The sequence below is a fragment of the Mycobacterium sp. PTI7 genome (assembly GCF_056679845.1).
Genome location: NZ_CM155252.1, coordinates 1,040,356 through 1,056,158 on the forward strand (window position 1 = coordinate 1,040,356; position 15,803 = coordinate 1,056,158).

The 15,803-nt window shown below is 71.7% G+C and carries 14 protein-coding genes and 1 pseudogene; 11 read left to right on the forward strand and 4 right to left on the reverse strand.

Annotated elements, in window-relative coordinates:
• Positions 1-51 precede the first annotated feature (51 nt).
• A complete protein-coding gene (locus AC1MEY_RS05050; protein ID WP_480229625.1) occupies positions 52-738 on the forward strand; it encodes an esterase in 687 nt (228 codons plus the stop codon).
• 4 nt (positions 739-742) lie between these two features.
• On the opposite strand, the gene AC1MEY_RS05055 is transcribed toward AC1MEY_RS05050, so the two are convergent.
• Positions 743-2,014, reverse strand: coding sequence for an outer membrane protein assembly factor BamB family protein (locus tag AC1MEY_RS05055; protein ID WP_480231305.1), 1,272 nt, complete (start codon positions 2,012-2,014; stop codon positions 743-745).
• An 83-nt stretch (positions 2,015-2,097) separates the two neighbouring features.
• Here AC1MEY_RS05055 and AC1MEY_RS05060 point away from each other — a divergent pair, with 83 nt between their 5' ends.
• Entirely contained in the window at positions 2,098-2,835 is a 738-nt protein-coding gene (locus AC1MEY_RS05060; protein ID WP_480229626.1) for an acyltransferase, read from the forward strand.
• A gap of 169 nt (positions 2,836-3,004) precedes the next feature.
• Here AC1MEY_RS05060 and AC1MEY_RS05065 read toward each other — a convergent pair whose 3' ends face one another.
• The 3 genes from AC1MEY_RS05065 to AC1MEY_RS05075 form a co-directional block, all read right to left on the reverse strand.
• Positions 3,005-4,243, reverse strand: a complete 1,239-nt coding sequence (locus tag AC1MEY_RS05065; RefSeq protein ID WP_480231306.1) for a glycosyltransferase family 4 protein — start codon at positions 4,241-4,243, stop codon at positions 3,005-3,007.
• A gap of 91 nt (positions 4,244-4,334) precedes the next feature.
• Positions 4,335-5,870: a 1,4-alpha-glucan branching protein domain-containing protein gene (locus tag AC1MEY_RS05070; RefSeq protein WP_480231307.1), complete on the reverse strand. Its 1,536-nt coding sequence runs from the start codon at positions 5,868-5,870 to the stop codon at positions 4,335-4,337.
• Positions 5,871-5,922: 52 nt separating this feature from the next.
• The gene (locus AC1MEY_RS05075; RefSeq protein ID WP_480229627.1) at positions 5,923-6,720 is read right to left on the reverse strand and encodes a class I SAM-dependent methyltransferase; all 798 of its coding nucleotides are present in this window, start codon (positions 6,718-6,720) and stop codon (positions 5,923-5,925) included.
• 204 nt (positions 6,721-6,924) lie between these two features.
• On the opposite strand from AC1MEY_RS05075, the gene AC1MEY_RS05080 reads away from it, so the two are divergent.
• The 9 genes and pseudogenes from AC1MEY_RS05080 (at position 6,925) to AC1MEY_RS05120 (ending at position 15,785) form a co-directional block, all read left to right on the forward strand.
• Entirely contained in the window at positions 6,925-7,716 is a 792-nt protein-coding gene (locus AC1MEY_RS05080; protein ID WP_480229628.1) for an electron transfer flavoprotein subunit beta/FixA family protein, read from the forward strand.
• Positions 7,717-7,769: 53 nt separating this feature from the next.
• Complete coding sequence (locus AC1MEY_RS05085; RefSeq protein ID WP_480229629.1) at positions 7,770-8,723, forward strand: electron transfer flavoprotein subunit alpha/FixB family protein; 954 nt, start codon at positions 7,770-7,772, stop codon at positions 8,721-8,723.
• Between the two features lie 89 nt (positions 8,724-8,812).
• Positions 8,813-11,548 (forward strand): ATP-binding protein, encoded by a 2,736-nt coding sequence (locus AC1MEY_RS05090; RefSeq protein ID WP_480229630.1) that lies wholly within the window; start codon positions 8,813-8,815, stop codon positions 11,546-11,548.
• 151 nt (positions 11,549-11,699) lie between these two features.
• Entirely contained in the window at positions 11,700-12,458 is a 759-nt protein-coding gene (locus AC1MEY_RS05095) for an SDR family oxidoreductase (RefSeq protein WP_480229631.1), read from the forward strand.
• Positions 12,455-12,873, forward strand: a pseudogene (locus AC1MEY_RS05100) (SDR family oxidoreductase). Before AC1MEY_RS05095 ends, AC1MEY_RS05100 begins: the two are co-directional and overlap by 4 nt.
• Before the next feature lie 36 nt (positions 12,874-12,909).
• Positions 12,910-13,338, forward strand: coding sequence for a cupin domain-containing protein (locus tag AC1MEY_RS05105; protein ID WP_480229632.1), 429 nt, complete (start codon positions 12,910-12,912; stop codon positions 13,336-13,338).
• Complete coding sequence (locus tag AC1MEY_RS05110) at positions 13,331-13,990, forward strand: nitroreductase (RefSeq protein ID WP_480229633.1); 660 nt, start codon at positions 13,331-13,333, stop codon at positions 13,988-13,990. Before AC1MEY_RS05105 ends, AC1MEY_RS05110 begins: the two co-directional genes overlap by 8 nt.
• Positions 13,991-14,079: 89 nt before the next feature.
• A complete protein-coding gene (locus AC1MEY_RS05115; protein WP_480229634.1) occupies positions 14,080-14,928 on the forward strand; it encodes a GNAT family N-acetyltransferase in 849 nt (282 codons plus the stop codon).
• Positions 14,925-15,785 carry a lysophospholipid acyltransferase family protein gene (locus AC1MEY_RS05120; protein WP_480229635.1) on the forward strand — a complete coding sequence of 287 codons (861 nt, stop codon included), beginning with the start codon at positions 14,925-14,927 and terminating at the stop codon, positions 15,783-15,785. The genes AC1MEY_RS05115 and AC1MEY_RS05120 overlap by 4 nt, the downstream gene beginning before the upstream one ends.
• Positions 15,786-15,803 lie beyond the last annotated feature (18 nt).

A 15,803-nucleotide genomic window follows, 5' to 3' on the forward strand; every position in this document is an offset into this window, starting at 1 on the left:
CGGGTATCGTGGCGGCGGTTCCGTCCCCCCACGCCGTCGAAGGGTTGCTCCGTGCGCGTTCCCGCTCTCGCTCTGGCAGCGCTCGTCGTCGCCTCGGTCGCGACCCCGGCCGTCGCATCGGCGGCGGCGCCGACGTGCGCCGACCTCGCCGGCGTCCTCGACGCCGCACGGACCTGCCGCATCCAGGCAACCGATCCCGCCTACTCGCTGTCGATCAGCTACCCGGTCGAGTACCCCGACCAGCAGGCGGTCGTCGACTACGTCAAACAGACCCACGACGGGTTCGTCAACGTCGCCCAGGCGCCGGGGGCCCACGCGATGCCCTACGAGCTGGACACCACGGCCAAGGAGTCGAGTTCCGCGCCGCCCCGCGCGACGCGGAGCCTGGTACTCACGACGTTCCAGGACGTCGGCGGTGCGCACCCGCAGACCTTCTTCCAGTCGTTCAGCTGGGACGAGGCCGCCCGCAGGCCCATCACCATCGACAGCCTGTTCCGGCCGGGCACCGCGCCGTTCCCCGTCCTCCTGCCGCTCGTGCAGGCCGAGTTGCAGCGACAGTCCGGCCAGCCGGTGTCGATCGCGCCGGGGGTCGGACTCGACCCGCAGAAGTACCGGAACTTCGCGATCCAGGACGACTCGCTGACCTTCTACTTCGGCCAGGGCGAGTTGCTGCCCGAGTCCGCGGGCGCCGTCGAGGTCACCGTTCCGCGGGCGCCGCTCGACGCGATGCTCGCCTGAGTCGTCATGCGGGAGCGAACCCGTACACCCGACCGTCGCTGGTCGCCGTGACCACCCGACGGTCGTGACCCACCGAGACCCCGACCGGGAATCCGCTCGCGTTCGGTAGCGGATAGGAGTTGAGCGTGCGGCCGTCGGCGGGATCGAAGGCCAGCAGCGACATCCCCTCGCCCGCACGCGCGACGGTGTAGGCGACGTCGTCACCCGCGCGGCTCGACGCCGACAGCGGCTCGACGTCGTCGCGGGTCCACACCACCTCGCCACGGTCGCCGTCGTCGCGGATGCCGGTCAGTTTGGCGTCGGGCCCGCCACCTGCCACCAGCAGCCCGTCGGGGGAGACCGACGGGGGCGTCTGCGGTTGGTAGCCGAGGTCGGTGGACCACTTCGCGGTGCCGTTCGCGGTGTCGAGCGCCCACAGCTTGCCGTCGCGGCCGTTGACGTAGACGGTCCCGCCGTCGGCCGACACCACGGGGCTGGCGATCGGGCCGCCGCGGACGGCGGTGCTGGTCCACTCGCGCGTCAGTAGCGGGGTCTGGCCCTCCCGGTAGCGCAGGCCCACCAGGACGGGGGCCTCCGCGCCGGGCTCCCACAGCCCGAGGACGATGATGCCCGTCTCGGGCGAGTAGCCGGGTGCCGCGGAGATCGGGCAGCGCGACCGCGCCGGCTGGCAGTCGGCGAGACCGCGGTCGGCGTCGGTGGGGTCGACGCCCTCGACCAGGTCGATCGGCGCCCCCGCGATGGTGCCCTGGTGGGCGTCGAACACCTGCACCTGGCCCAGGTGCGTCACGACCAGCAGCTGGTCGGGGGCGACGAACCGCGGCGTCAACGGCAGACCGATCACGGGCTTGCGCCAGCGGATCCACTGCGTCACCGGGAACGACAGCATCGCGCCGGGCTGGCCGGCGTACAGGTTGTCGAAGCCGTCGAAAAGGGCGCTGGACACGCCGCCGCCCTGCCACAGCCGGGTGCACCAGCGCTGCCGCGCCTTGTTGTCGGACTCCCACACCATCAGCGAGCAACCGCCCGCGGTCTGACCGTTGGCGGCCAGCCAGCCCGACGACCCGAGCGCCACCTGTGCGCCCAGCTCGCCGCGCACCGAGCGGATCCACTCGAGCCGCAGCGCGTCGGCACCCGCCACGCTGCTGAAGCTGCTGTTGGAGGCGTCGCCGTACTGCGCAGGCCAGCCGTCGGAGGCCTGGGGCTGGACCCAGGAGTCGTCCGTCCCGCACGCGGTGGACAGCCACGCCAGCATCACCACGGCCGAGGCGGCAACCATCCGGCGCAGGGCCGTTCGTCGTTCGGACATCGAGATCCGAGACTAGTCGGACGGTCCCCGTCGCTCGCGTAGGCTGTCCGGCCATGACGTCGATGTGGGGTGCACCGATTCACGTCCGATGGCGAGGATCGCGGTTGCGCGACCCCCGTCAGGCACGATTCCTCACCGCGGCGTCGCTGAAGTGGGTGCTCGCGAACAAGGCCTACACGCCCTGGTACCTGGTGCGGTACTGGCGGCTGCTGAAGTTCAAGCTGGCCAATCCGCACATCATCACCCGCGGCATGGTGTTCCTCGGCAAGGGCGTGGAGATCGAGGCCACGCCCGAACTGGCGACCATGGAGATCGGCCGCTGGGTGCACATCGGCGACAAGAACACGATCCGGTGCCACGAGGGCTCGCTGCGCTTCGGCGACAAGGTGGTGCTCGGCCGCGACAACGTGATCAACACCTACCTCGACATCGAACTCGGCGACTCCGTGCTGATGGCCGACTGGTGCTACGTCTGCGACTTCGACCATCGGATGGACAGCGTCGAGCTGCCGATCAAGGACCAGGGCATCATCAAGGGCCCGGTGCGGATCGGCCCCGACACCTGGGTCGCGGCGAAGGTGACCGTGCTGCGCGGGACGTCGGTGGGACGCGGCTGCGTCCTCGGCGCCCACGCGGTGGTCAAGGGCGAGATCCCCGACTTCTCGATCGCCGTCGGCGCCCCCGCGAAGGTGGTCAAGAACCGCAAGCTGGCGTGGGAGACCTCGGCCGCCGAACGCGCCGAACTGGCCGCCGCGCTCGCCGACATCGAGCGCAAGAAGGCCGCCCGCTAGCTTTTCTCCGGCCTTCTTCGGGGGGTCACCATCTTCGGCGCACCTTCTCTGCGGGGTCACCTTCTTCGGGGCACCTTCTCTGCGGGGTCACCTTCTTCGGCGAGCGTGCGTGTCTGCGGGCGACACGCCGATCTCAAACCCGACAATGCGCACGCTCGCGGGGCCCGGCTCAGCGGTCGGGCAGGGCGTGCTCGACGATCAGTCGCCGCCGATGCGGTTCGCGCTCACGACGTTTCGCGGCCTCGTACACCTGGGCGGTCTCGGCGGCCACCGTGTGCCACTCGAAGTCGGAGGTGAGCCGGTCCCGGGCGGCGACGGCGCGCCGCTGGGCCGCGGCCGGATCGTCGAGCACGTTGCGCACCGCGGTCGCCAGCGCCGCGACGTCGCGCGGCGGGAACGACAACCCGGTCTGGCCGTCGATGACCGCCTCGCCCAGGCCGCCGACGTTGGCCACGACGAGCGGCGCACCGGTCGCGGCGGCCTCGAGCGCAACGATGCCGAACGGCTCGTAGTGGCTGGGTAGGACCGCGGCGTCGGTGTCGTGCAGCAGGGTCACCAGCCGTCGGTGATCGACCCGGCCGACGAACGATACGGCCTTGAGTACCTTGTGCTTTCGTGCCAGCTCGACCAGCCAGTCCTGCTGCGTGCCGTCGCCGGCGATGGTCAGCGTGGTGCCCGGGTGGGTGCGACGGATGCGGGGCAGCGCGGCGATCGCCTCGTGCACGCCCTTCTCGTATTCGAGCCGGCCGAGATACAGCAGACGGGGCGGACCGTTGCCTTGGCGACGCGGCGCGTACGGCCACGAGCCGGCGTCGATGCCGTTGCGGATCACCCGCGTCTCGGCCAGACCCGGCCCGAACAACTCGTCGATCTCGTCGCTCATCGACGCCGAACACGTGATGAGGAAGTCGGATTCGTGCACCAGCCAGGACTCGGCGGCGTGCACCTGCCGGCTGATCGCACCGGAGACCCAGCCGGAGTGCCGGCCCGCCTCCGTGGCGTGGATGGTCGACACCAGTGGCACGTCGTAGAACTCGGCCAGCGCGATCGCCGGGTGCGCGACCAGCCAGTCGTGGGCGTGGACGACGTCGGGATGCCAGCGCCGACCGTCGACCTTGATGCCGAGGCCAGCGCGCACCATCGCGTGCCCCATGGAGAGCACCCACGGCATCATCTCGGTGGCGAAGTCGAACTCGTGCGGATCCTGCGCCGCGGCGATCACGCGGACGCCGTCGACGACCTCGTCGGTCGACGGGTGGGTGCTCGGATCGGTGCCAGTGGGACGCCGCGCCACGACGACGACGTCGTGGCCCGCCTCCGCCAGCGCGGTGGCGAGGTGGTGGACGTGCCTGCCCAGGCCGCCGACGACGACGGGCGGGTACTCCCACGACACCAGCAGGATCTTCATCGGCGCTCGATCCGGCGGCGCGAGCGTGCGCAGAGTTCGGTCCGGGACCGGCGTGTCGCCCGCAGACACGCACGCTCGCCGAAGGGGACGCTCATCGGGGGAGCCGCCGAGCGTCGAGCGCGCCGAACAGGCCGTCGGCGCGATTCCAGCCGTCGGCGAGCCGCTCGGCGTGCTCGCGGCGGCCCGAGGCCAGCGCGTCGGCGATCTCGCGGGTGGCGTGGGCGTGCAGGTGCGCGCGGTAGCGGGCGTATTCGGCGGCGGTGTCCTTGCTGACCATGAACGGCCAGTCGCTCGACACCGTCAGCAGCGTCTCGCGCAGGATCTGGTCGGCGACGGCGTCGCGGGGGGCCCACGCCGATCCCGCGGCGGCCTGCGCCAGGGCCTTGTCGACGGTCGTGAGCGCGGTGTCGACCACCTCGGTGTTCAGTGCAACGAGGTCGGCGACCTGCTCACCCGACCACACCTGCCAGTCCTTGCCCGATCCCCACGAGCTGGGCGGCAGGTCGACGGGGGAGCCGACGAAGCCGTCGTCGATGGCGTCGGCGAGCGTGCCGATCCGCACGCCCGCCTCGGGCAGTGCGCGCAGCACCCGCTCCAGCCACACCGGGCCCTCGTACCACCAGTGCCCGAACAGTTCGGTGTCGAACGCGGCGACGACGTGCGCGGGCCTGCCGATCCGGTCGGATTCGGAGACGAGGCGGCGCCGCACCACCTCGACGAAGTCGGCGACGTGCGCGTCGATCGCCTGGTCGGCGCGCTCGGCGTCGTACGGCGCCTTGTCCTGGGACGGGACGTTGCGGCCGGTGACTCGGGCGGGCTTGAGACCCGTGACGTGGTCGTAGGTGTGGAAGTCGCGGTAGGCGGCGTGGCCGGGGTAGCCCGACTTCGGCGACCAGACGCGGTAGCTCACCTTGAGATCGCGACCGAACGCGATGACACCGGAGTCGCCGACGGGCCGGCCGAGCGAGGTGTCGCCGTGCAGCGACGGCCCGTCCACCATGAAGTGCGTCACGCCCGCGGCGGCGTAGTCGCGTTCCATGCCGGGGGCGTACGCGCACTCGGGCGCCCAGATGCCGCGCGGCACGTGCGCGAACCGGGCGCCGGCGTCGGCGAGTCCCTCGCGCAGCGCGAACTCCCGCAGCCGCGGGTTGAGCAGCGGCTGGAAGGGGTGCGAGAGCGGCCCGCCGAGCAGCTCGATGGTCTGGGCGTCGATCAGGCCGCGCAGCAGCGGGCTCGCACCGTGCCGCCACGTGACCTCGAAGTCGTCGAGTGCGCGCCGCGCCTCGGCCTGCTCGCGAATGCCGAACGCCCGCAACGCCTCCGGTTCGGTGTAGCCGCTGTCGGCGCCGGACCGGCGGGTGGTGGCCTCGCGGGCGCGCAGCTCCCAGTTGGCCAGCCAGTGGTGCATGCCGGTGAGGCAGTAGGGGTCATCGAGCTGGGCCGTCACCACGGGCGTCATGCCGAGCGTGACGAGGTGGCTGCGGTCCTCGGCCGCGAGCGTCTGGAACACCCGCAGCAGCGGCAGGTACGCCGCCGCCCACGACTGGTAGAGCCACTCCTCGCCCACGGGCCAGCGGCCGTGATGGGCGAGCCACGGCAGATGGGTGTGCAGGACCAGGGTGAACATCCCGGGTACCGGCGGGCCGGAGCGCAGCGACCCGGGGTTCGAAGCAGTCGGACTAGTCACGGCGCACCGCGATCGCCACCAGGTCCAGGCTGTCGTCGATGTCGCGCTCGGCGGCGTCGACGAGGTCGAAGTCGCCGGTGCCGATCGACGCCACGTCGGCGAGCAGATCGTCGGACCAGGCGGCGTCGGCGAGCGCGCGCTCGATCTGCGCGTCGATGATCGATCCGCCGTGGCGCGCGTCGAGGTCGCGCAAGCGGGGGCCGTGGAAGACGCCGAGCATCGCCGCGACGTCGAAGCCGTTGTCCACCAGCAGCTCGGTGAGTTCGGCGGCGTTGAGTTCGCGGGTGTGGAACGGGTTGATGGGGGTGTCGCGGCCCGGCGAGAACGTGATGCGGTTGGGCGTCGACATCAGCAGGACTCCCGAGGGCCGCAGCACCCGCGCGCACTCCGCGACGAACTGCCCCTGATCCCAGAGGTGCTCGATCACCTGGAAGTTGACGACGACGTCCACCTCGCCGTCGCGCAGCGGAAGGTCCGCGAGGTTGCCCTGAACCATCTCCACCCGCGGGTAGCGCGCGCGTACGTGCGCGACGGCCGAGTCGTCGTAGTCGAGCCCGACCACGCGGCGGGCGACGCCGGCGAGCAGGTCGGCGCCGTAGCCCTCGCCGCTGCCCGCCTCGAGGACGTCGAGTCCCGCGCAGCGTTCGGCGAGCCGCTCGTAGACGACCTCGTGCCGGCGGAACCAGTAGTTCTCCTCGGCCAGGCCGGGCACGGTCCGCTCGCCGGTCAGCGGCAGCGCCGCCTCGGGGGACGACGTGGCCGGGGGCTGGTGGGGGGAAATCGCGCTCATTGGAAGGCAGGCTAACCCAGTGGTGGCGTTCGTCACGGGTTCACGAGGGTCCGCCCAGCTCGGGGCAGGTCCAACGGCAAAGTTCGACAAGCTATGGTGAAGCTACGCGACTACCCAACTTACTTCTGAGTAATATGTTAGTAGTCGCGAAATACGTGGTAGCAGGCCGGAGGCCGGCCTCATCGAGGAGGACGAACCAGACTCATGGGAAACATCGTGGTCCTGATCAAGCAGGTCCCAGATTACGAGGATCGCAAGCTCGCCGACGACCACACGTTGGATCGTGCGGGTAGCGACGCGGTGCTCGACGAGATCAACGAGAAGGCCGTCGAGGTCGCTCTCCAGCTCAAGGAGAAGCACGCCGACGCCGGGTACAACGTGGTCGTGCTGACCGCCGGCCCCACGGGCGCCGAGACGGCGATCCGCAAGGCCCTCTCCATGGGTGCCGACGAGGCGTACCACCTCGCCGACGACAAGCTGCACGGCTCCGACATCGTGCAGACCTCGTACGCACTCGCCAGCGCGCTGGGCCAGATCGAGGACGTCCAGCTCGTCGTCGCGGGCAACGAGTCCAGTGACGGCGTGGGCGGTTCGCTGCCCTCGATCCTGAGCTACTACCTCGGCGTACCGCAGCTGACGCACATGCGCAGCATCGAGATCGCCGACGGCAAGATCACCGGTGAGCGCGAGACCGACGACGGCGTCTTCGAACTCGAGGCGACCCTGCCCGCCGTGGTCAGCGTCAGCGAGAAGATCGTCGAGGACGCCAGGTTCCCGTCCTTCAAGGGCATCATGGCCGCCAAGAAGAAGACGGTGACCCCGCTGACCCTCGAGGCCATCGGCGTCGAGGACGGCATCGTGGGCGGCGACGTCTCGGAGTCCAAGGTGCAGACCGTCGCACCGAAGCCGCCGAAGACCGCGGGCGAGAAGATCACCGACGAGGGCGAGGGTGGTCAGAAGATCGCCGAGTACCTGGTCGCGCAGAAGCTGGTCTAGCAGCTCCCCACCCCCCAATCCACGTCACCGATTCGACAAGAGGCAGATAGGCAATGGCTGAAGTACTCGTGCTCGTCGAGCACGCCGAAGGAAATCTCAAGACCATCACCAATGAGCTGATCACCGCGGCACGCTCGCTGGGTGAGCCGTCGGCAGTGGTCGTCGGTGCCCCCGGCACCGCCGACAAGCTCGCCGAGGGACTGAAGGCATCGGGCGCGGCGAAGATCTACGTCGCCGAGTCCGACACCGCCGACCAGTTCCTGGTCGTGCCGAAGGTCGCCGTGCTCGCCGCGCTGGCCGAGTCGGCCGGTCCGGCAGGCATTTTGGTGGCCTCCACCGCCGAGGGCAAGGAAGTTGCCGGACGGCTCGCCGCCGAGACCGGCTTCGGCGTCCTGTGGGACGTCGTCGGCGTCAAGGACGGCGGCGTCGGTGTGCACTCCGTCTTCGGTGGTGCCTACACCGTCGAGGCGACCGCGGGTGAGACCCCGATCATCGCCCTGCGCCCCGGTGCGGTCGAGGCCGCCCCGGAGGCAGGTGCCGGCGAACTGGTCACCGTCGAGGTCCCCGAGATCCCGGAGAACGCGACCAAGATCGTGTCCCGCCAGCCCGCGCAGAAGAGCGCGCGGCCGGAACTCACCGAGGCCAAGGTCGTCGTCGCCGGCGGTCGTGGCGTCGGCAGCAAGGACAACTTCTCGGTGGTCGAAGATCTCGCCGACGCACTCGGTGGCGCCGTGGGCGCCTCGCGTGCCGCGGTGGACTCCGGCTTCTACGAGGGCCAGTTCCAGGTCGGCCAAACCGGCAAGACCGTGGCACCGCAGCTCTACATCGCCCTGGGCATCTCCGGCGCCATCCAGCACCGCGCCGGCATGCAGACGTCCAAGACGATCGTCGCGGTCAACAAGGACGAGGAGTCGCCGATCTTCGAGATCGCCGACCTCGGCATCGTGGGCGACCTGTTCAAGGTCACCCCGCAGCTGACCGACGCCGTGAAGGCCCGCAAGGGCTGACCTGACGGTCGACACGACACAGTGCGAAGCCCCGGCGTCCCCGTGACGCCGGGGTTTCGTGCGTCGTGGGGACATGCGAGCGGGTGGGCATGAGTCAGATGGCCACCCGGCTGTACGGCCGGGCCGTCGAGACCGCGGCGATCGACCGGCTGCTGGCGACGGCGCGCGCCGGCTCGAGCGGAATCCTCGTCCTGCATGGCGAGGCGGGCATCGGAAAGACCGCGCTGCTCGAGTACCTGATCGGTGCTGCGAGCGGCTGTCTGGTCCTGCGTGGCGTCGGCGTCGAGTCCGACATGGAACTGGCCTACGCCGGACTGCAACAGCTGTGCGCGCCGGTGCTCGACCGGGCGACCGGGCTGCCCGAGCCGCAGCGCCACGCCCTCGAGATCGCCTTCGGCCTCCGGTCCGGTGCCGCGCCCGACCGCTTCCTCGTCGGACTGGCCGTGCTGGGTCTGCTGGCCGCGGCGTCCGAGGACCGCCCGGTGGTGTGCGTCGTCGACGACGCGCAGTGGCTCGACCGCGCCTCGGCGCAGACCCTGAGCTTCGTGGCCCGCCGCCTGCTCGCCGAGCGGGTCGTCGTCGTGTTCGCGCAGCGCGACCCGGTCACCGACCTGGTGGGCCTGCCCGATCTGACGATCGGCGGCCTCGCCGACGTCGACGCCCGCGCCCTGCTCGGCGCCGCCATGCGGGTGCGACCGGACGAGGGCGTGCGCGACAGGATCGTCGCCGAGACGGGGGGAAATCCGCTGGCGCTGCGGGAACTTCCCCGCGACATGACCGCCGCCGAACTGGCGGGTGGCTATCACCAACCGGGCACCGGTGCCGTCGTGGGCCAGGTCGAGGAGCGCTTCGCGCGCAGGATCAGCGCCCTGCCCGACGTCACCCGCAGGTTGCTCGGCGTCGCGGCGGTCGAACCGATCGGCGACCCCACGCTGCTGTTCGGTGCAGCGGGCGCACTCGGTCTCGACGCCGCGGGACTCGCGCCCGCCCAGTCGGCGGGCCTGGTGAACGTGGGCACCTGGGTACGGTTCCGGCACCCGCTGGTGCGGGCCGCGGCCTACCGGTCCGCGACCACCGATGAGCGACGCTCGGCGCACCGGGCGCTGGCAGAGGTGACCGACGCCGACCGCGATCCCGACCGACGCGCGTGGCACCGCGCCCACGGGGCAGCCGGACCCGACGAGGCGATCGCCGCCGAACTGGAACGCTCCGCGGACCGGGCCCGGGAGCGCGGCGGGATCGCCGCCGTCGCAGCGTTTCTGGCCCGAGCCACCGAGCTGACACCGGATCCGGTCGCACGCGGCAGGCGGGCACTCGCGGCCGCCGAGGCCAAGGGTGCGGCGGCCGCTCCGGAGGCCGCCGAGGATCTGCTCGCGGTGGCCGCGCTCGCGCCGCTCGGTGCGATCGACCGGGCGCGGGTGGCGCGCCTGCGGGCCCGGCTGACGTTCGCACGCAGCCGCGGGATGGGGAGTGCGGCAATGCTTCTCGAGTCGGTGACCCAGTTCGCCGACACGGCGGCCAGGGTCCGCGTGGTCGACGCCGACCTCGCGACGGAGACCCACCTCGACGCCCTGAGCGCCGCGATGTACGTGGGCCGGGAGGGCGGCACGCTGCTCTCGGACACGGCCGGAGCGGCAGCACGCTCGACACCGGGGGACCGGCCCGTCGACCTCGTCGCCCACGCGCTCGTCACCCGTGTCGCCGGACCGGGTCCCGTCGCGCAGCGCGCAATGACGAGAGCGGTCGACGTCCTGCGCGCTCCCGGCTGGTCGTGGCAGGCGTTCCCGATCGCGCACGAGGCGCTCGTGCACGAGACGTGGGACGACGAGGCGTGGCACCGCATCGCCACCGACGCGGTGCGCATCGCCACCGAGACCGGCGCCCTGGCCGTGCTGCCCGCCGCCCTGGTCGGCCGCGCCGGCCTGCACCTGCAGGCCGGCGAGCTGGCGACGGCCGCGGCCCTGGTGGCCGACGCCGCCGAGATCGCCCGCGCCACGGGCAATCCGCCCATCCGCTACCACGGGCTGGCGCTGTCGGCCTGGACCGGTGACGAGGCCACGACCACCGCGCTCGTCGAGGCGGCGACACGCGACGCCCGGGCCCGCGGCGAGGGCCGCATCGTCGGTCTTGCCGGGTACACCTCCGCGGTGCTGCACAACGGACTCGGCCGCTACCAGGTCGCGCTCGACGCGGCCGCCCGTGCCGTCGAGTTCGATGATCTCGGCCTGTACGGCTGGACGCTCGTCGAGTTGATCGAAGCCGCCGCGCGGGCCGGTCGCGACGACGCCGCCGTCGACGGCCTGCGACTCCTCGAGGCGCGCACCGTCCCCGCCGGCACCGACTGGGCGCTCGGCGTATTGGCCCGGTCGCGGGCGCTGGTCAGCGCCGGCACCGCCGCGGAGGATCACTACCTCGAGGCCATCGACCGGTTGGGCCGCACCCGCATCGCGGTGCACCTGGCCCGGGCGCGGCTGCTCTACGGCGAATGGCTGCGCCGGCAGAACCGCCGTAGCGACGCCCGCGGTCACCTGCGTGACGCACACCGGATGCTCGCGGGCATGGGCGCCGGCGCCTTCGCCGATCGCGCGCGGCGCGAACTGCTCGCCACCGGGGAGAAGGCCGCGAAGCGCGTTGCCGGGGCGGGCGACGCGCTGACCCCGCAGGAGCGTCAGATCGCCGAACTCGTCGCCGCCGGACTGACCAACCCCGAGGTCGGCGCGCAGCTGTTCATCAGCGCGCACACGGTGGAGTGGCACCTGCGGAAGGTGTTCGCCAAGCTGGCGATCCGGTCACGACGCGAGCTGCGGAGTCTGACGCTGCCGTAGCCGTCGCACCGGACTACGGACTCTCCGGGGTTCGAACCCGGGGGTCGCAATGCGACCGTGAAGGAGTGAACCTCGAACCCGCCGCGCGCGCCGTCGCCGCTGCGCGGGCGGGGTTGACCCTGGCTAGCACCACGATGAAGGAGACACTGACATGACCGATGTGAAGAAGATCACCGTCGTCGGGGCCACGGGCCTCGTCGGCTCCGCGGTGGTCGAACTGCTCACCGCCGCAGGGCACGACGTGGTCGCGGCGTCCCGCAACACGGGGGCCGACGTCGTCACCGGTGACGGGCTCGCCGAGGCGCTGGCCGGCGCCCAGGTTCTGATCGACGTCGTCAATTCACCGTCGTTCGAGGATGACCCGGTGCTGAAGTTCTTCACGGCCTCGTCGGCCAACCTGGTCGCCGCCGCGACGGAGGCCGGAGTGGGCCACTACGTGGCGCTCTCGATCGTCGGCGCCGACGGACTGCCCGACAGCGGTTACATGCGGGCGAAGGTCGTGCAGGAGAGGACGATCGCCGACTCCGGGTTGCACCACACGATCGTGCGTGCCACCCAGTTCCACGAGTTCACCGAGGCGATCACGGGGTCGCTGGTGGTGGACGGCGAGGTGCACGCACCGGACGCCAGGATCCAGCCGGTCGCGGCCGCCGACGTGTCCGCAGAGGTGGCCCGCGTCGCCGTCGCCGAGTCGGTCGACGGCATCGTCGACTTCGGCGGCCCGGAGAAGATGTCGTTCGCAGACATGGCCCGGACGGTGCTCACCAGCCAGGGCGCCGACACTCCCGTCGTCGTCGACCCGTCCGCCACGTACTTCGGCACGGCCGTGGGGCAGGACAGCCTGGTCACCGGCGACGGAGCGGCGCTGGCGTCCACGACGTTCGCCGACTGGCTGAGCGCACGGCCATGAGCGCCGAACTCGCCGGCCAGACCGCACTGGTCACCGGCGGGACGGCGGGCATCGGCTTCGAGGCGGCTCGGCTGCTGGCCGCCGCCGGTGCCACGGTGATCGTCACCGGTCGTGACGGTGCCCGCGGTGAGCGGGCAGCTTCCCCGGTGCCCTCGAATCGCTCACGCGAACCTGGGCAACGGAGTTCGGCCCCAGCGGTGTACGCGTCAACAGCGTGGCGCCCGGTCCGACGGACACCGAGGGCGTCGCCGCCGAGTGGGGCGACCAGAACGAGGAACTCGGGAGAGCACTGCCGCTCGGTCGCACCGCGCAGCCAAGCGAGATCGCAGAGGCCATCCTCTTCCTCGCCTCACCCCGGTCCAGCTTCGTGACCGGTTCCACGCTGTTCGCCGACGGCGGCGGCGCAGCGGCCTGACCCCCCCACCCACCATTCACAGCAGGAGAAGCGACCATGCCCGTGTCCCAGGAACGCACCGACGCACTGATGAACGCGATGTCGGTGATCCAGAGCGTCACACCGCCCTTCATCCCGACCGACGCGGAGGTGATGACCGCGATCATCGAATGGCCGCCCGGCGACCCCGGTGCACCGCCGCACCGCCACCCGGCGGGACCGGCCTTCGGGTACGTGCTCGAGGGCGAGATGCTGTTCGAACTCGAAGGCGAGGCGCCCCGCGTCATCACGGCGGGCGAGGCGTTCTGGGAACCCGGCGGCGACGTCATCCACTACTCCGACGCCAACAACAGAACCGACTCGTGGTTGCGGTTCGTGGTCACCATGCTGTGCGTGCCCGGGCAGCAGATGCTGGTGATCGTCGACGACGACGAACTCGACGCGCGCAAGGACCGGCGCGTCGCGCGCCACGTCCCCGATGAGTGACCTCGATGACGCCGTGCGCGCGCGCCGATCGGCGCGGAAGTTCGTCGCCGACGAGCCGGTCGACCGTGTACTGCTCGCCGGGGCCCTCGCCCTGGCGATGCACGCGCCGTCGAACTCCAACACCCAGCCGTGGCACGTCTACCTCGCCACGGGGGCACGACGGGACCGGCTGGCCACCGCGCTGCTCGCGGCTGTCGACGAGACGCCGCCGACGATCCCGTCCGCCGGTCTACCGGAGAGGTTCGCCGAGCGGCGGCGGGAGGCAGGTGCCCAGATCTACGGTGCCATGGGCATTGCCCGCGACGACGCGGCCGGCCGATGGGTGGCCCAGCGGCGCAACTGGGAGTTCTTCGGGGCGCCCGTCGCCGGCGTCGTCTGCATGCACCGCGACTTCGCCCACGTCGACGCCATGGGAGTGGGCATGTTCCTGCAGACTCTGCTGCTCGCGCTCACCGAGCGGGGCATCGACAGTTGTGTCCAGGTGTCGATCGCGCTGTATCCCGATGTGGTGCGCGAGGAACTCGGCATCCCCGAGGAACTGGCCGTCCTGTGCGGCCTCTCGATCGGTCACGCCGACCCGTCGTTCGCCGCCAACCACCTCGACGTCCCCCGGGACCCGCTCGACGATCACGTGACGTTCCTCGACGCCTGAGACCCGCCGCACGCACTCGTCATCCAGCGTGCACCGACGCGTCACGCGGCCGTAGGCATCCCGCCCGACTGCTCGGCGACCGTGCAGCCATGAGCACTGCATCATCCGTACTCATCGCCGCCGACGAGACTCTGGGCGCCGCCTCCGGCCCGTCCGGACCGCGCTACACGCTCCTGCTGTCCACCGACGAGACCCTGATCGACGCGGCCCAACGGCTGCGCCACCAGGTGTTCACCTCGGAGCCGGGCTTCGCACTGACCGACGACGGCCACTCCGAGGGCCGCGACGCCGACCGCTTCGACGAGTTCTGCGACCACCTGCTGGTCCGCGAGGACGGCTCCGGCGACATCGTCGGGTGCTACCGGATGCTGCCGCCGCCCGGCGCCATCGCCGCCGGCGGGCTCTACACCGCAACGGAATTCGACGTCCGCGCGCTGGACGCCATCCGGCCGGCCATGGTCGAGATGGGCCGCGCGGTCGTACGCCGCGACCACCGCAACGGCGGCGTCGTGCTGCTGATGTGGGCGGGCATCCTCGCCTACCTCGACCGCCGGGGCTACGACTACGTGACCGGGTGCGTGTCGGTTCCGGTGCAGGGCAGTCCCGACGAGCGGCCCGGCACCCAGATCCGCGGCGTCCGCGACTTCGTCCGCAGACGCCACGCCTCGCCGTACCTCGTGCGGCCGTACCGGCCCGTCGTCCTCGACGGCCGCGGCCTCGACGAGATCGATCCCCCCGCACGGATCACGGTGCCGCCGTTGATGCGCGGCTATCTGCGCCTGGGCGCCAAGGTGTGCGGTGACCCCGCCCACGACCCGGACTTCGGGGTCGGTGACTTCCCCGCGCTGCTCGACAAGCGCGAGGCCGATGTCCGCTACCTCACGCGGCTGCGATCGGTGTCGGCCGCGGGCGACATGGCCGACGGGGTCGCCCGATGAGCAGTCACGGCGCCATCGACACGCCCTGGCTGCCGCGCGCGTCCTGCGGCACCCACTGCCTCGCCGCCGACGGGTCACGGACGTCGCGCCGCACCGTCGTGGCGGTGCGCACGACCATCCGCGTGCTGTGCGCCGTGCTGCTCTTCACCGCGGTCCCGCTGCTCGCGGTGCCGATGCCGGGCAAGTCGCGGGTGCAGCGGGTGTACTGCCGACTGATGCTGCGGTGCCTCGGCGTGCGGATCACCCTGTCCGGCGGCCCGATTCGCAACCTGCGCGGCGTCCTCGTGGTCAGCGGCCACGTGTCCTGGGTGGACGTGTTCGTGATCGGGTCGGTGCTGCCCGGCTCGTTCGTCGCGCGCGCCGACCTGATCGACTGGCCGGTACTGGGGGTCGTCACGCGGCTCATGCGGATCATCCCGATCGACCGGGCGAACCTGCGCCGGCTGCCGGACGTCGTGCGCACCATTGCCGACCGTCTGCGCGCGGGCCACACCGTCGTCGCCTTCCCGGAGGGCACCACCTGGTGCGGCGTCGGCTACGGCTCGTTCAGGCCCGCGATGTTCCAGGGCGCGATCGACGCGGGACGCCCGGTGCAGCCACTGCGGCTGACCTATCGCCATCGCGACGGCGCGGCGTCCACCGTGCCCGCGTTCGTCGGCGACGACGGGCTGCTGACGTCGATCCGCCGGGTCATCACCGCGCAGCGGACCGTCGCCCACGTCCAGGTGCAGTCCCTGCAGCTGCCCACCGGGCACCGCCGCGACCTCGCCGCCCGCTGCGAGGCGGCGGTGCGCGGATCCGACGGCCGGGGCACGGTGCGCAGGCACTCCGCGGGGGGCCACGCACTGGTCGCCTAGGCATCACCTGGCCTGCCG

Excerpts from the sequence above, each read along its gene's own strand:
- AC1MEY_RS05055 (WP_480231305.1), bottom strand. The coding sequence starts at position 2,014 with ATGGTTGCCGCCTCGGCCGTGGTGATGCTGGCGTGGCTGTCCACCGCG.
- AC1MEY_RS05060 (WP_480229626.1), top strand. The coding sequence starts at position 2,098 with ATGACGTCGATGTGGGGTGCACCGATTCACGTCCGATGGCGAGGATCG.
- AC1MEY_RS05065 (WP_480231306.1), bottom strand. The coding sequence starts at position 4,243 with ATGAAGATCCTGCTGGTGTCGTGGGAGTACCCGCCCGTCGTCGTCGGC.
- AC1MEY_RS05070 (WP_480231307.1), bottom strand. The coding sequence starts at position 5,870 with ATGTTCACCCTGGTCCTGCACACCCATCTGCCGTGGCTCGCCCATCAC.
- AC1MEY_RS05075 (WP_480229627.1), bottom strand. The coding sequence starts at position 6,720 with ATGAGCGCGATTTCCCCCCACCAGCCCCCGGCCACGTCGTCCCCCGAG.
- AC1MEY_RS05080 (WP_480229628.1), top strand. The coding sequence starts at position 6,925 with ATGGGAAACATCGTGGTCCTGATCAAGCAGGTCCCAGATTACGAGGAT.
- AC1MEY_RS05085 (WP_480229629.1), top strand. The coding sequence starts at position 7,770 with ATGGCTGAAGTACTCGTGCTCGTCGAGCACGCCGAAGGAAATCTCAAG.
- AC1MEY_RS05090 (WP_480229630.1), top strand. The coding sequence starts at position 8,813 with ATGAGTCAGATGGCCACCCGGCTGTACGGCCGGGCCGTCGAGACCGCG.
- AC1MEY_RS05095 (WP_480229631.1), top strand. The coding sequence starts at position 11,700 with ATGACCGATGTGAAGAAGATCACCGTCGTCGGGGCCACGGGCCTCGTC.
- AC1MEY_RS05105 (WP_480229632.1), top strand. The coding sequence starts at position 12,910 with ATGCCCGTGTCCCAGGAACGCACCGACGCACTGATGAACGCGATGTCG.
- AC1MEY_RS05110 (WP_480229633.1), top strand. The coding sequence starts at position 13,331 with ATGAGTGACCTCGATGACGCCGTGCGCGCGCGCCGATCGGCGCGGAAG.
- AC1MEY_RS05115 (WP_480229634.1), top strand. The coding sequence starts at position 14,080 with ATGAGCACTGCATCATCCGTACTCATCGCCGCCGACGAGACTCTGGGC.
- AC1MEY_RS05120 (WP_480229635.1), top strand. The coding sequence starts at position 14,925 with ATGAGCAGTCACGGCGCCATCGACACGCCCTGGCTGCCGCGCGCGTCC.